The sequence below is a fragment of the Amycolatopsis iheyensis genome, from assembly GCF_024703995.1.
GTDB lineage: Bacteria > Actinomycetota > Actinomycetes > Mycobacteriales > Pseudonocardiaceae > Amycolatopsis > Amycolatopsis iheyensis.
Genome location: NZ_JAMXQV010000047.1, coordinates 39,130 through 52,126 on the forward strand (window position 1 = coordinate 39,130; position 12,997 = coordinate 52,126).

Here is a 12,997-nt window from a genome sequence, read left to right on the forward strand (position 1 = left end):
CCCGGCCCGAGACCGATCTTGGAGGAGCCATGAAGGCCCGGCCGCACGTGACACTGGAAGACGTGGCACGCAGCGCGAACGTCTCGCTCGCGACGGCGTCGCGGGTGCTCAACGGCACCGCGTCCGTCCGCGCCGACCTGCGGGAGCGGGTTTCCGCCGCCGCGGCCGAGCTGGCCTACGCCCCGAACGCCCACGCGCAGGCACTGGCCGGCGGCACCCACCGCACGGTGGGCGTGATCTGTCACGACGTCAGCGACCCGTACTTCGCCGCCATCGCCGGCGGCGTGATGCGCGTGGCCACCGACAACGGGCTGCTCGTGATGCTGGCCGGCACGTTCCGCGACCCGGACCGCGAGGTCGCCTACGTCTCGACGCTGCGCGCGCAGCGGGCCGCGGCCATCCTGCTGATCGGCTCGGCGTTCGAAGACCGGACGTGGGAACGCGCGATGGCGGCCGAACTGGAGCCCTACCGCCGCGGCGGCGGGCAGGTCGCGGCGGTCAGCCGCCACCGCGGCCTCAAGATCGACACGGTGCAGCCGGACAACAAGGGCGGCGCGGCGGCGCTGGCACAGGCGCTGGCCGGGCTGGGCCACAAGCGGTTCGCGGTGCTCGCCGGCCCGCGGCGGCTGAGCACGGTCATCGACCGGCTGGCCGGTTTCACCGACGCGCTCGCCGAGCACGGCATCACGGTGCACGAAGACGACGTGGTCGAGGCGGCGTTCACCCGCGACGGCGGCTACGAGGCGACGAAGCGGCTGCTGGCGGGCCGCAAGCGCAAGCTGCCGACGTGCGTCTTCGCGGTCACGGACGTGATGGCGATCGGCGCGATGACGGCGTTGCGCGAGGAGGGGCTGTCGGTCCCCGGCGACATCTCGGTGGCCGGCTTCGACGACATCCCGGTGGTCCGCGACCTGGCCCCGGCGCTGACGACGGTGCGGCTCCCGCTGGAGGAGCTGGGCGAGCGCGCGATGGACCTGGCGATCAAGGGCGCGGCGGGCACCCGGCCGCGGACGGTCCGGCTTTCCGGCGAGGTGGTGCTGCGGGAGAGCACGGGGCGGCCGAAGCGCTGAGCCGACGCGCGGTTCGGCTCGGCGGGCACGCGGCTTGCGCGCGCCTCGGCTCGGCAGCCGCTCGGCCCGCGCGCCGGCTGCGGCGCACGCCCGAGCGCCCACTCGCCCGCGCGACAAGCCAGCCGCGCCGCCGCGGCCACGCGCGCAGCAACCCCGCGCCGGCCACCGCACGCCCGACCAGCAGCCCGCGCCACAAGCCGGCCACGCGCGCAACAACCCCACACCGACCACCGCACACCCACCCAGCAACCCGCGCCACAAGCCGGCCACGCGCAGCAACCCCGCGCCGACCACCGCACGCCCGACCAGCAACCCGCGCCACAAGCCGACCGCACCGCCGCAGCCACGCGCGCAACAACCCCACACCGGCCACCGCACGCCCGAGCGCCCATCCGCCCGGCAGCCCGACCCCGCCGCCTGCAGCAACCCGCGCCGACCGCCGCAGCAACCCCGCGCTGCGGCCCCGCGAAGCCCCACCCGCACGGGCCTTGTCGTGCTCCCGCCCACCCCCTACCGTGAACTCCGAGAAAGCGCTTTCCAACACCCCGGAGGCCCCGATGCTCGCGCTCCCGGTTCCCGGCGGCAGGCTGGTGAACTGGTCCCCCGCCGGACCACCGTGCCCTGCGCCGCCGGCGACCGCGCCGACGTCGCGGATCGCCTACGCCGCCGCGCACGTCGTCGCCGATGCGCTCGCCGATGAGACCGGTGCCGTCGACTGGGACGCCACCCTCGCCTTCCGTGAACACCTCTGGTCCTGCGGCCTCGGCGTCGCCGAAGCGATGGACACCGCCCAGCGCGGTGCCGGCCTCGACTGGGCCACCACGAAAACCCTCGTCGCCCGCACCGGGGCGCTCGCCGACGGGCGCCGGTGGTGTGCCGGGGTCGGCACCGACCAGCTGCCGCCGGGGCCGGCCACCGCCGCGTCCATTGTGGACGCCTGGCGCGCGCAGCTCGACCTCGTCGGCGGCGCGGGCGCGGTCCCCGTCGTGATGGCCAGCCGGGCGCTGGCCGCCGCGGCCACCAGCCCCGGCGACTACCACACCGCGTACGGGAAGCTCCTGTCCGAGGCGAGCGGGCCCGTCCTGCTCCACTGGCTCGGCGAGCAGTTCGACCCGGCGCTGGCCGGCTACTGGGGCCACCACGACGTCCGCGGCGCGGCGCGCGAGCTGGCGAAGCTCTGCGCCGAGCACGCGGACGTCATCGCCGGGGTGAAGGTCTCCGTGCTGGACGCCGAGGTCGAGACCGAGTTCCGGCGGGCCCTGCCGGCCGGCGTCGCCTGCTACACCGGCGACGACTTCCACTACCCCGAGCTCATCGCCGGCGACGACCACGGCCACAGCGAGGCCCTGCTCGGCGTCTTCGACCCGCTCGCCCCGGTCGCCGCGGCCGCGCTGGCCCGGCTCGACGACGGCGATCCGGCCGGGTTCCGCGCCCGGCTCGACCCGACCGTGCCGCTCGCCCGCGAGATCTTCCGCGCCCCCACCCGGCACTACAAGACCGGCGTCGTGTTCCTGGCCTACCTCAACGGGCACCAGAACCACTTCCGGATGATCGCCGGGAGCGAGTCCGCGCGCACGATCACCCACCTGGCCACGCTGCTGCGGCTCGCCGACGAGGCCGGCGTGCTCGCCGACCCCGACCTGGCGCTCGCCCGGATGCGGCCGTTGCTGCAAGCAGCGGGGGTCGTGTGATGGACGACCGGTTCAGCCTCAACCAGATCACCACCAAGGCCTGGTCGCTGCCCGAAGCGGTGGCCGGCTGCGCGGCCGCGGGGGTCGGCTGGATCGGGCTGTGGCGAGACAAAGTGGCTGAAACCGGCGTCGCCGAAACCGCGCGGCTGCTGAACGCGCATGGTGTGCGGGTTTCCTCGTTGTGCCGCGGTGGGTTCTTCACCGGCGTGACGCCGGAGGGCTCCCCTGTGGACGGTGTCGCCCAGACCCGCGAGGCGATCGACGAAGCCGCCGCGCTCGGCGCCGACGTCCTCGTGCTGGTCGTCGGCGGGATCGCGGGGCACGACCTCGCCGCGTCCCGGCAGCGGGTCGCGGACGCCGTGGGCGAGCTCGCGCCCTACGCCGGCGAGCGCGGGGTGCGGCTCGGGCTGGAGCCGCTGCACCCGATGCAGTGCGCGGACCGGTCGGTGCTGTCCACTGTGGAGCAGGCGCTGGCCATCGCGGCCGAGCACCCGGCCGAGCAGGTCGGGGTGATCGTCGACGAGTTCCACGTCTGGTGGGACCCGCGCATCGAGGAGTCGATCGCCGCGGCCGCCGGGCGGATCGCCGGGTTCCACGTGTGCGACGTCCTCGTGCCGCTGCCCGACCCGCTGCTGGGCCGCGCGCTGCCGGGTGACGGCCCGATCGACCACCGCCACCTGCGCGCGGCCGTCGAGGCGGCGGGCTACACCGGCCCGATCGAGGTCGAGGTGTTCAACGCCGGCCTGTGGGCGCGACCGGGTGCGGAGGTGCTCGCGGAGACCGTCGCGGCGTTCGAGCGGCACGTCGCCTGACGTTATGGCCTTTGCCACCCGTCCGTCGGGTGGAACGTTGGTTAGGCTCCCGGCATGCCGAACCTGCTGGTGGTGGAAGACGACGCGGCGATCGGCAGCGTGCTCGAATCGACCCTGCGACTGCACGGTTACCAGGTGTGCTGGCGGCGCGACGGCCGGACGGCGCTGCAGGCCGCCGAGACCGGCGACTTCGACCTCGTGCTGCTCGACCTCGGCCTGCCCGACCTCGACGGCGTCGAGGTGTGCCGCCGCCTGCGGAGCGCGTTGCCCTCGACCGTGCTGGTGATCCTCACCGCCCGCCAGGAGGAGATGGACGTCGTCGTCGGCCTCGACGCGGGTGCCGACGACTACCTCACCAAGCCGATCCGGCTCGGCGAGCTGCTGGCCAGGGTGCGGGCCCACCTGCGCCGGGGCGCGCCGGCCGGGGCCCGGCCGCCGGTGACCGTCGGGGCGCTGACCGTCGACATCGCCGGCCGTCGCGCCACCCTGGGCGGGCACGAGGTGGTGCTGCGCGCGAAGGAGTTCGACCTGCTCGCGCGGCTCGCCGAGCAGCCCGGGGTCGCCGTCAGCCGCGAGACGCTGATGTCGGAGGTCTGGGACGCGCACTGGTACGGCTCGACGAAGACCCTGGACGTGCACATCGCGGCGGTGCGCCGGAAGCTCGCCGCCTGCGGGGCGCCGCACGGCACGGAGGTCCCCCGGATCGCCACCCTGCGCGGGCACGGCTACCGGCTGGAGGACCCCGCCCGGACCGTCGCCGAAGGGTAGCCGTGCGCCGCCGGATCATCTCGCTGACCGTGCTGGCCGCGCTGGTCGCGACCGTCCTGTTCGCGTTGCCGCTGTTGATCGCGGTGATGCAGTACTACCGCGACGACACGAAGGCGGACCTGGAGCGGGCGGCCGACGCCGTCGCGCTCGCCGTGTCGGAAGAGCTCAGCGCCGGCCGGCCGCCGGCGATGCCGCCGCTCGACGACGAAGAAGGCGAGGCCGATGTCGGCGTCTACGGCCCGGACGCGCGGCTGCTCGCCGGGCGCGGCCCCGCCGTCGGCGGCACGGTCGAGCGGCAGGCGGCGCGCGCGACCGTGGACGTCGTCCTCGGCCGCGAAGGCGACGAAGTGGCGCTGGCGGTCCCGGTGCTCAGCGGCTCGCGGGTCACCGGGGTGGTGCGCGCCGCGCTGCCGATGTCGGAGCTGCGGTTGCGGGTCGTGCTGACCTGGCTCGGCATGGCCGGGCTCGCGGTGGCGGCGATCGGGGCGAGCTGGCTGATGGCGCGGCGGTACGCGACGCGGCTGGTCCGGCCGCTGGAGGAGCTCGCGGCCGCGGCCGGGCGGCTCGGCGACGGCGACTTCACCGCACGCGGCCCGCGTGCCGGGATCGCCGAGATCGACCGCGTCGGCGAGGCGCTGGACGCGACGGCGACCCGGATCGGCGAGACCCTGGAGCGTGAGCGCGCGTTCTCCGCGGAGGCGTCGCACCAGCTGCGCACCCCGCTGACCGGGCTGCGCCTGCAGCTCGAGGCGGCGCTGGAAACCCCGCAGGCGGACCCGTACGCGGCGATCCGCGCCGGGATCGCGTCCGCCGACCGGCTGGAACGCACCATCGAGGACCTCCTGGCGCTGGGCCGGGAGCGCCGGGCGCCGCGGGCCGAGCTCGACCTGGAGGCCTTGCTGGAGGAGCTCCGGCAGGGCGGCGAGGCCCTGCTCGCGCCGCGGGGCCGGACGCTGCTGATCACCCGACACGACCCGCCGCGGGCCCGGGTGGCGGCCGCGGCGGTCCGGCAGGTGCTGGCGGTGCTGCTGGACAACGCGGTGACGCACGGCCGCGGCACGGTCACGGTGGTGGCCCGCGACGCGGGTGACGCGCTGGCCATCGACGTCGCCGACGAGGGCCCCGACCTGGGCGAAGCCGACCCGTTCGCGACGGCGGCGGGCGACGGCATCGGCCTGCGCCTGGCCCGCAGCCTGGCGGAGGCGGAAGGCGGCCGCCTGCGCCTGAGCAGCCCGGCCCCGCCGACGTTCACCCTGCTCCTCCCGACCGACGAGCCCCCCACCCCGGTGTGACGAACCGGGCATCACCCGTGCGCGGAGGGGCATCACGCGTGCTTGAGCGGGCATCGCCTGTGTCTGGCGGGGCATCGCGGTGATGCCCCCGCAATCACGCGTGATGCCCCGCTGATCACGCGTGATACCCCCTTTCCGCACGCGGAACGAATCGCCATGGTTCGGCTGCGCTGTGCAATGAATCACCTGTGATTCATCTGTACGCGCAATGTTTCCCTGTTTTGTCGCTTCGGTGCGGCGGATACGGTCGTCGGCATGAATCTGCGAGCCGCGACGGGGCGGCGGAAACCGGTCGCCGATCTGGTTGCCGACAGTGATCATGGCACGTTGAAGCGGTCGCTCGGCCTCGGGCAGCTCACCATGCTGAGCATCGGCGCGACGCTGGGCAGCGGCATCTTCGTCGTGCTGGGTGAGGCCGTCCCGGTGGCCGGCCCGGCGGTCGTGCTCTCCTTCGTCCTCGCCGGGGTCACCGCGCTCTTCTCGGCGTTGTCCTACGCCGAGCTCGCCGGCATGATCCCGCTGTCCGGTTCGTCCTACTCCTACGCCTACGCCACGCTCGGCGAACTCGTCGCCTGGGTCTGCGGCTGGTGCCTGGTGCTCGAATACGGCGTCTCGGTGGCGTCGGTCGCCGTCGGCTGGGGCCAGTACCTCAACGAGCTGCTGCGGCTGGCCTTCGGCTTCGCCATCCCGGACGCGCTCAGCCAGCCACCCGGCTCGGGCGGCCTGGTCAACGTGCCCGCGATCGTCGTCGTGGTGCTCGCGATGGTCCTGCTGCTGTCGGGTGCGAAGGAAAGCGCGCGGGCCAACGCGGTCATGGTCGCCATCAAGATCGCGACCCTGGTGCTGTTCTGCGCGATCGCGTTCACCGCGGTGCGGGCGAAGAACTTCACCCCGTTCCTGCCGCTCGGGCTGGCCGGGATGAGCGCGGGCGCCGCGAAGCTGTTCTTCTCCTACATCGGGTTCGACGCCGCGTCGACCGCCGGCGAGGAGGCGAAGAACCCGCAGCGCGACCTGCCGCGGGCGATCCTGCTCTCGCTCGGCATCGTCACGCTGCTGTACTGCCTGGTCGCCTTCGCCGCGGTCGGCGCGCTGCCGTGGCAGCAGTTCGACGGCCAGGAGGCCGCGCTCTCGCACGTGCTGAGCGTCGTCTCGGGCAACCCGTTCTGGGCCGGCCTGCTCGCCGTCGGCGCGATCGTGGCGATCTCCAGCGTCGTGCTGACCGTCCTCTACGGACAGACGCGCATCCTGTTCGCGATGTCCCGCGACGGCCTGGTGCCCGGCGTGCTGTCCAAAGTGGATCCGAAGTCCGGCTCGCCGCGGATCAACACCCTGGTGGTCTCCGGCTTCGTCGCCGCGCTGGCCGCGTTCATCCCGCTCGGCAAGCTCGCGGACGCCACCAGCATCGGCACGCTGTTCGCGTTCGGGCTGGTCAACGTCGCGGTCCTGCTGCTGCGCAAGCGCCAGCCCGAACGGCCGCGCTCCTTCCGCGTGCCGCTCTCGCCGGTCACGCCGATCCTGGGCGTGCTGTGCTGCGCCTACATGATGCTCAGCCTCGACGGCGCCACCTGGGTCGTCTTCGGCGGCTGGATGGCGCTGGGCCTGCTGATCTACTTCGGCTACGGCATCCGGCGCTCGAGGCTGGCATGAAGGTCGCGATCCACCAGGGCCCGTTCGACGCGCTCCCGGACGCGGTCGCCGCGTCCGGCGCGGACCTCGTCGTCACGGCCGAGATGGCCACCACCGGCTACCACATCGGCGAGCGCGCACACACCCTCGCCGAACCGGCCGACGGCCCGACGGCGGCACGGATGTCCGCGCTGGCGAAGAAAACCGGCGTCGCGCTGGCGTACGGCTACCCCGAGCGCGACGGCGAACGCGTGCACAACAGCGTCCAGCTCATCGACGCGGCCGGGCAGCGGCGGGCGAACTACCGCAAGACGCACCTGTTCGGCGACCTCGACAAGGCGTGGTTCACCCCCGGCGACGAGCCGGTGGTGCAGGCCGACATCGCCGGCCTCCGCGTCGGGCTGCTGATCTGCTACGACGTCGAGTTCCCGGAGATCGTCCGCGCGCACGCGCTGGCCGGCACCGAGCTGCTGGTCGTCCCGACCGCGTTGATGAGCCCGTACGAACTGGTCGCCGACACCCTGGTGCCCGCGCGGGCCTACGAAAGCCAGCTGTTCGTCGCCTACGCCAACCGGTGTGACGTCGAACGAGAACTGACCTACTGCGGACGCTCCTGCGTGGTCGCCCCGACCGGCGAAGTGCTCGCCCGCGCCGGAGCGGAGCCCGCGCTGCTCACCGCCGACGTCAGCCGCACCGCGCTCGTGGCGTCGCGGCTGGAGAACACCCACCTGGCCGACCGACGGCCCGAACTGTACCGAGGAAACCCCGCATGACCGCCGCCGTTCCCACCGCGATCCCCCACGACGAACCGGCGGGCCGCCCGATCACGATGTTCGGCCCCGACTTCCCGTTCGCCTACGACGACTACCTCGCCCACCCCGCCGGGCTCGGCTCGGTGCCGTCCGAGCGGCACGGCACCGAGGTGGCGGTGATCGGCGGCGGCCTGTCCGGCGTCGTCACGGCGTACGAGCTGATGAAGCTGGGCCTGCGCCCGGTGGTCTACGAGATCGACGAGATCGGCGGCCGGCTGCGCAGCGTGCGCTTCCCCGGCTGCCCGGACGACGTCGTCGCCGAGATGGGCGCGATGCGCTTCCCGCCGTCGTCGACCGCGCTGTTCCACTACATCGACAAGGTCGGCCTGCAGACCACGCCGTTCCCGAACCCGCTCGCGCCGGAGACGCCGAGCACGGTCGTGGACCTCAAAGGACAGAGCCACTACGCGCGGACGCCGGCCGACCTGCCCGGCGTCTTCGCCGAAGTTGCCGAGGCCTGGGACCGCACGCTGGCCGAGCACGCGTCGTTCGCCGAGATGCAGACGGCGATCCGTGACCGCGACGCGAAGACGATCAAGCGGCTGTGGAACGAGCTCGTCCCGAAGCTGGACAACCAGACGTTCTACGGGTTCCTGTGCGACTCCCCCGCGTTCGCCTCCTTCCGGCACCGCGAGATCTTCGGCCAGGTCGGCTTCGGCACCGGTGGCTGGGACACCGACTTCCCCAACTCCATCCTGGAAATCCTGCGCGTGGTCTACACCGGCGCCGACGACGAGCACCGCAGCATCGTCGGCGGCAGCCGGCAGCTCCCGCTGCGGCTGTGGGAACACGCCCCGTCGGAGATCGCTTTCTGGCCGGCCGGCACGTCGCTGGCCTCGCTGCACGGCGGCCGGCCGCAGCCGGGTGTCGCGCGGCTGCACCGCACCGCGCCGCACAACATCACGGTGACCGACACCGACGGGCACATCAGGACGTTCCCGGCGGCCGTGTTCACCGCGCAGAGCTGGCTGCTGCTGTCGAAGATCGAGTGCGACGAAGCGCTCTTCCCGATCGACCACTGGACGGCGATCGAGCGCACGCACTACATGGCGTCGTCGAAGGTGTTCGTGCCGGTGGACCGCCCGTTCTGGCTCGACCGCGACCCGGCGACCGGCCGCGACGCGATGAGCATGACGCTCACCGACCGCATGCCGCGCGGCACGTACCTGCTCGGCTCCGCCCCGGACCGGCCGGCGGTGATCTGCCTGTCGTACACGTGGGCCGACGACTCGCTGAAGTGGCTGCCGCTGCCGGTCGCCGAGCGCGTCGAGGTGATGCTCCAGTCACTGCGCGAGATCTACCCGGGGGTCGACGTCCGGCGGCACATCATCGGCGACCCGGTCACCGTCTCGTGGGAGGCCGAACCGCACTTCATGGGTGCGTTCAAGGCGAACCTGCCGGGGCACTACCGCTACCAGCACCGGCTCTTCACGCACTTCGCGCAGGAGTCGTTGCCCAGGCGGTACCGGGGGCTGTTCCTCGCCGGCGACGACGTGTCGTGGACGGCGGGCTGGGCCGAGGGCGCGGTCCAGACGGCGCTGAACGCGGTGTGGGGCGTGCTGAACCACTTCGGCGGCGGCACCGATCCGGTGAACCCGGGGCCTGGGGACCTGTTCGAGGACCTCGCGCCGCTCACTCTCCCGGACTGAGCGTGCCCCGATCGTGGCGGGCCGTCCGACACCGCGGGGATCGGCCTGCCCCGGCCAACCACGCGTGCGACCATGGAGAGCATGAACACCGAGCCGGCGCCGAGATGGCGAAGACTGGAACCGGACGAACGGAAGGAACAGATCTACGCTTGCGCGGCGCGGCTGTTCGGTGAACGCCCCTACTCCGAAGTGTCCACTTCGGACATCGCGGCCGCGGCCGGCGTCGCGCGCGGGCTGATCAACCACTACTTCGGCACGAAACGCGAGCTGTACCTGGAAATCATCCGCCGCGCGCTGACCGTGCCGCGGCTGGCGGTCGAAATCCTCCCGGACGGTCCCCTCGAACTGCGCGCCGACGTCGCCATCGAGTGGTTCCTCGACATGGTCACCAGCCAGGAGCGCATGTGGCTGGCCGCGATCGCGCCCGAAGGCATCGGCCGCGACCTCGAAGTCGAGCGCATTCTCGAAGAGGCGGACCGGGAATCGGCCGACCGCGTGCTCGAAGCCGTCGGGCTGTCCAGCGAAAGCGACCACGGTCCGGAGCTGAACGCGCTCGTGCGCGCGTTCGGCGGCATGGTGAAGGCGGCGGGCCGGGAATGGCTCGTGCGCGGCTCGCTCACCCGCGAACAGGTCCACCTGCTGCTGGCGAAATCGCTCGTGACGCTCGTCGGGGAGATCTTCCCGGTCGTGCAGGCCGCGCCGCCGGCGCCCCGTCAGGGTCGCGAATAGACCGAAGCCCCCGGCGCCACGAGGGGGAGGAGGGCGCCAGGGGCTCCGGGTCGATGGACGGACCACCGACGCACGCCCACGGTACGCCCGGGCACTGTCAAGTCGCTGTCAACCCCGGATCGTCCGATTCGCGAAGTTCGGCCAGGCGGTGGGTCAGGCCGTCGAGGCAACGCTGGACCGCGTAGTCGTACACCTGCGCGTAGTACCCCGCGGCGAGATCGGGATCACCCATCAGGTCGTGCATCGCCGAGCCCAGCTCGGCCATCCCCGGCAGGTCGGCGCGCTCGCGGTAGGTCGCGTACTCCTCGGTGTTGTCGATGCGCAACGCGAGCGCGCCGTCGCGGTCGTCCTCCATCGCGACGAACTGGCACGCGGTCATCAGCAGCAGGTTGTAGGCCAGCACGCTCTCGCGGCCGAAGCCGGTCCGCAGCAGCACGCGCACACCGGCGTCGATGCTGCGCGTGGCCGCCTCCACCGACGGGCCGAACAGCGCGAGCCGCCGCGCGCAGCCCGGGTAGGCCCGCAGCACCGCGCGCAGGCCGGCCAGCAGCTCGGTGAACCACTGCTGCCACGGCAGGTCGGGATCGGGCAGCTCCAGCAGGCCGACCACCCGGTCGACGACGGCGTTGACCACCGCGTCCCGGTCGCCGACGTGGTGGTAGATCACCGCCGGGTAGGCCTCGACCGCGCGGGCGAGCTCGCGGAGCGTCCAGTTGTCGAGGCCGCGTTCGCCGGTCAACGTCGTCGCCGCGTCGATGATCCGGTCGGCGGTGATCGCCGGCAGGCCGGCCGCCGCCCGTGACCGTGGGCGCTGGCCGGTGCCCGAGGATGAAGTCGGCATGGGGGGTAACGGTAACCGCACCCGCCGGGCCGGTGCCAGCTCCGCGCGGGTACGGCAGGATCGGGGCATGGCACGCGCACAGGCCAACGGTCTCGAGCTCGAATACGACACCTTCGGCGATCCGAACAATCCGCCACTGGTCCTGGTGATGGGCCTCGGCGCCCAGATGGTCACCTGGGAGGACGGCTTCTGCGAGCTGCTCGCCGGGCGCGGGTTCTTCGTGGTGCGCTACGACAACCGGGACGTCGGGCTCTCGACCTGGCTCGACGACCTCCCGGCGCCGGACCTGGCCGCGCTGGCCGCCGGCGACCTCAGGACGGCGCCGTACCGGCTCTCGGACCTCGCCGACGACGCGATCGGGCTGTTCGACGCGCTCGGCATCGCCCGCGCGCACGTCGTCGGCGCGTCGATGGGCGGGATGATCGTTCAGCAGCTGGCGATCGACCACCCGGAGCGCCTGCTGTCGCTCACCTCGATCATGTCGACCACCGGCGACCCGAGCGTCGGGCAGGCCGAGCCGTGGGCGCTGGCCCTGCTGGCGCGCCCGCCGGCGTCGACCCGCGAGCAGGCGCTCGCCGACAGCGTCGACGGCTACCGGCGGCTGGGCTCGCCCGGCTACCCCGACGACGAGGCGTTCCTGCTGGCCAAAGCGACGTTGCACTACGACCGCGCCCGCCACCCGGTGGGCACGCTGCGCCACGCGGCGGCGGTGCTGGCCTCGGGTGACCGCACGGCCGGTCTGCGGGACGTCCGGCTGCCGGCGCTGGTCGTCCACGGCGACGCGGACCCGCTGATCAACGTCAGCGGCGGCAAGGCGACGGCGGAGGCCGTCCCGGACGCGGAGCTGCTGATCATCCCGGGCATGGGCCACAACCTGCCGCGCGCGGTGTGGCCCGAGCTGGTGGCGGCGATCGGACGCGTGACGGGTCAATAGCGCGTCAAGATCCGGTGGCCGGGGCGTACGGAATGTGTCCTGGCTCATGTTCTACGTCGTCGCCGGGGTTGCACTGGACGGCATGAGTGGTGGCTTCGGGTTCCCGTTCGGTTGCGTGGCGGCGGTGGTCGCGGTGCTGGTGGCGGACGTCGCCGGGGCCACGGGGAGTCCGTGGTACGCGCTGGTCACGCTGGGCTCGGTCGTGCTCTTCTCGGCTTGTCGGACCTCGGTGCTCGCCGCTTTCGGCGTGGCTGTGGTCGCGTGGGCGTTGCAGGCGGGGTTCGTGCTGGGGCGGGCGGGTGAGCTGAGCTTCTCACCGGCTTCGGCTGTCGCCGCGGGCGTGTTCGGGCTGGCTTTGCTCGCCGGCGCGCTCGCTTCGCTCGCTCCGCCGGTTCGGATCCCGGCTCCGCGCGTCCCGGCCTCGCGCCCCGCCTCCCGCACCATGACCCCGGTCACCTGACCGGCCCCGCCACGGCCGGCGGGATCGGGAGGCCCGCCGGCCGTGTCGTCCCTCCAGACACCCGAGTCCCGCCCCCAATCACACGAGTCCCGGCCCGAATCACGCGAGTTCCGGCCCCGATCACACGAGCCGACCCTCCAGCCACACGAGCCGACCCTCCAGACACGCGAGCCGACCCTCCAGACAGGGACTGTAAAACGAGCGGTGTAACTCCCGATCATGGAAGTGCACCTGATGACCGACATGATGTCCGGCGTGGAGAACGCTGAGGACTCGAAGTCCGAGACGGGGCTGGACGGCCTGGACGAGCAGC

Annotated in this window: 12 protein-coding genes; 11 read left to right on the forward strand and 1 reads right to left on the reverse strand. The window is 73.1% G+C overall.

Annotated features, from left to right (window positions below; translation table 11 throughout):
* Positions 1-29 precede the first annotated feature (29 nt).
* From M8542_RS47725 to M8542_RS47765, 9 genes are all read left to right on the forward strand, one after another.
* A complete protein-coding gene (locus M8542_RS47725) occupies positions 30-1,070 on the forward strand; it encodes a LacI family DNA-binding transcriptional regulator (RefSeq protein WP_257927071.1) in 1,041 nt (346 codons plus the stop codon).
* A 557-nt stretch (positions 1,071-1,627) separates the two neighbouring features.
* A complete protein-coding gene (locus tag M8542_RS47730) occupies positions 1,628-2,761 on the forward strand; it encodes a DUF993 family protein (protein WP_257927072.1) in 1,134 nt (377 codons plus the stop codon).
* Positions 2,761-3,573: a sugar phosphate isomerase/epimerase family protein gene (locus M8542_RS47735; protein WP_257927073.1), complete on the forward strand. Its 813-nt coding sequence runs from the start codon at positions 2,761-2,763 to the stop codon at positions 3,571-3,573. Before M8542_RS47730 ends, M8542_RS47735 begins: the two co-directional genes overlap by 1 nt.
* Before the next feature lie 54 nt (positions 3,574-3,627).
* A complete protein-coding gene (locus tag M8542_RS47740; protein ID WP_257927074.1) occupies positions 3,628-4,341 on the forward strand; it encodes a response regulator transcription factor in 714 nt (237 codons plus the stop codon).
* 2 nt (positions 4,342-4,343) lie between these two features.
* The gene (locus tag M8542_RS47745; protein ID WP_257927075.1) at positions 4,344-5,633 is read left to right on the forward strand and encodes a sensor histidine kinase; all 1,290 of its coding nucleotides are present in this window, start codon (positions 4,344-4,346) and stop codon (positions 5,631-5,633) included.
* Between the two features lie 255 nt (positions 5,634-5,888).
* Positions 5,889-7,280, forward strand: a complete 1,392-nt coding sequence (locus M8542_RS47750; RefSeq protein WP_257927076.1) for an amino acid permease — start codon at positions 5,889-5,891, stop codon at positions 7,278-7,280.
* A complete protein-coding gene (locus tag M8542_RS47755; RefSeq protein WP_257927077.1) occupies positions 7,277-8,032 on the forward strand; it encodes a carbon-nitrogen hydrolase family protein in 756 nt (251 codons plus the stop codon). Before M8542_RS47750 ends, M8542_RS47755 begins: the two co-directional genes overlap by 4 nt.
* A complete protein-coding gene (locus M8542_RS47760) occupies positions 8,029-9,720 on the forward strand; it encodes a flavin monoamine oxidase family protein (protein WP_257927078.1) in 1,692 nt (563 codons plus the stop codon). The genes M8542_RS47755 and M8542_RS47760 overlap by 4 nt, the downstream gene beginning before the upstream one ends.
* 81 nt (positions 9,721-9,801) lie before the next feature.
* Positions 9,802-10,449, forward strand: a complete 648-nt coding sequence (locus M8542_RS47765; RefSeq protein ID WP_257927079.1) for a TetR/AcrR family transcriptional regulator — start codon at positions 9,802-9,804, stop codon at positions 10,447-10,449.
* Positions 10,450-10,546: 97 nt separating this feature from the next.
* On the opposite strand, the gene M8542_RS47770 is transcribed toward M8542_RS47765, so the two are convergent.
* A complete protein-coding gene (locus tag M8542_RS47770) occupies positions 10,547-11,290 on the reverse strand; it encodes a TetR/AcrR family transcriptional regulator (protein WP_257927080.1) in 744 nt (247 codons plus the stop codon).
* A 67-nt stretch (positions 11,291-11,357) separates the two neighbouring features.
* Between M8542_RS47770 and M8542_RS47775 the strand changes: the two genes are divergently transcribed.
* A complete protein-coding gene (locus tag M8542_RS47775; protein ID WP_257927081.1) occupies positions 11,358-12,224 on the forward strand; it encodes an alpha/beta fold hydrolase in 867 nt (288 codons plus the stop codon).
* A 46-nt stretch (positions 12,225-12,270) separates the two neighbouring features.
* Positions 12,271-12,684 carry a hypothetical protein gene (locus M8542_RS47780; protein WP_257927082.1) on the forward strand — a complete coding sequence of 138 codons (414 nt, stop codon included), beginning with the start codon at positions 12,271-12,273 and terminating at the stop codon, positions 12,682-12,684.
* Positions 12,685-12,997: the final 313 nt, after the last annotated feature.

Excerpts from the sequence above, each read along its gene's own strand:
- M8542_RS47735 (WP_257927073.1), top strand. The coding sequence starts at position 2,761 with ATGGACGACCGGTTCAGCCTCAACCAGATCACCACCAAGGCCTGGTCG.
- M8542_RS47730 (WP_257927072.1), top strand. The coding sequence starts at position 1,628 with ATGCTCGCGCTCCCGGTTCCCGGCGGCAGGCTGGTGAACTGGTCCCCC.
- M8542_RS47780 (WP_257927082.1), top strand. The coding sequence starts at position 12,271 with ATGTTCTACGTCGTCGCCGGGGTTGCACTGGACGGCATGAGTGGTGGC.
- M8542_RS47765 (WP_257927079.1), top strand. The coding sequence starts at position 9,802 with ATGAACACCGAGCCGGCGCCGAGATGGCGAAGACTGGAACCGGACGAA.
- M8542_RS47770 (WP_257927080.1), bottom strand. The coding sequence starts at position 11,290 with ATGCCGACTTCATCCTCGGGCACCGGCCAGCGCCCACGGTCACGGGCG.
- M8542_RS47740 (WP_257927074.1), top strand. The coding sequence starts at position 3,628 with ATGCCGAACCTGCTGGTGGTGGAAGACGACGCGGCGATCGGCAGCGTG.
- M8542_RS47760 (WP_257927078.1), top strand. The coding sequence starts at position 8,029 with ATGACCGCCGCCGTTCCCACCGCGATCCCCCACGACGAACCGGCGGGC.
- M8542_RS47775 (WP_257927081.1), top strand. The coding sequence starts at position 11,358 with ATGGCACGCGCACAGGCCAACGGTCTCGAGCTCGAATACGACACCTTC.
- M8542_RS47755 (WP_257927077.1), top strand. The coding sequence starts at position 7,277 with ATGAAGGTCGCGATCCACCAGGGCCCGTTCGACGCGCTCCCGGACGCG.
- M8542_RS47725 (WP_257927071.1), top strand. The coding sequence starts at position 30 with ATGAAGGCCCGGCCGCACGTGACACTGGAAGACGTGGCACGCAGCGCG.
- M8542_RS47750 (WP_257927076.1), top strand. The coding sequence starts at position 5,889 with ATGAATCTGCGAGCCGCGACGGGGCGGCGGAAACCGGTCGCCGATCTG.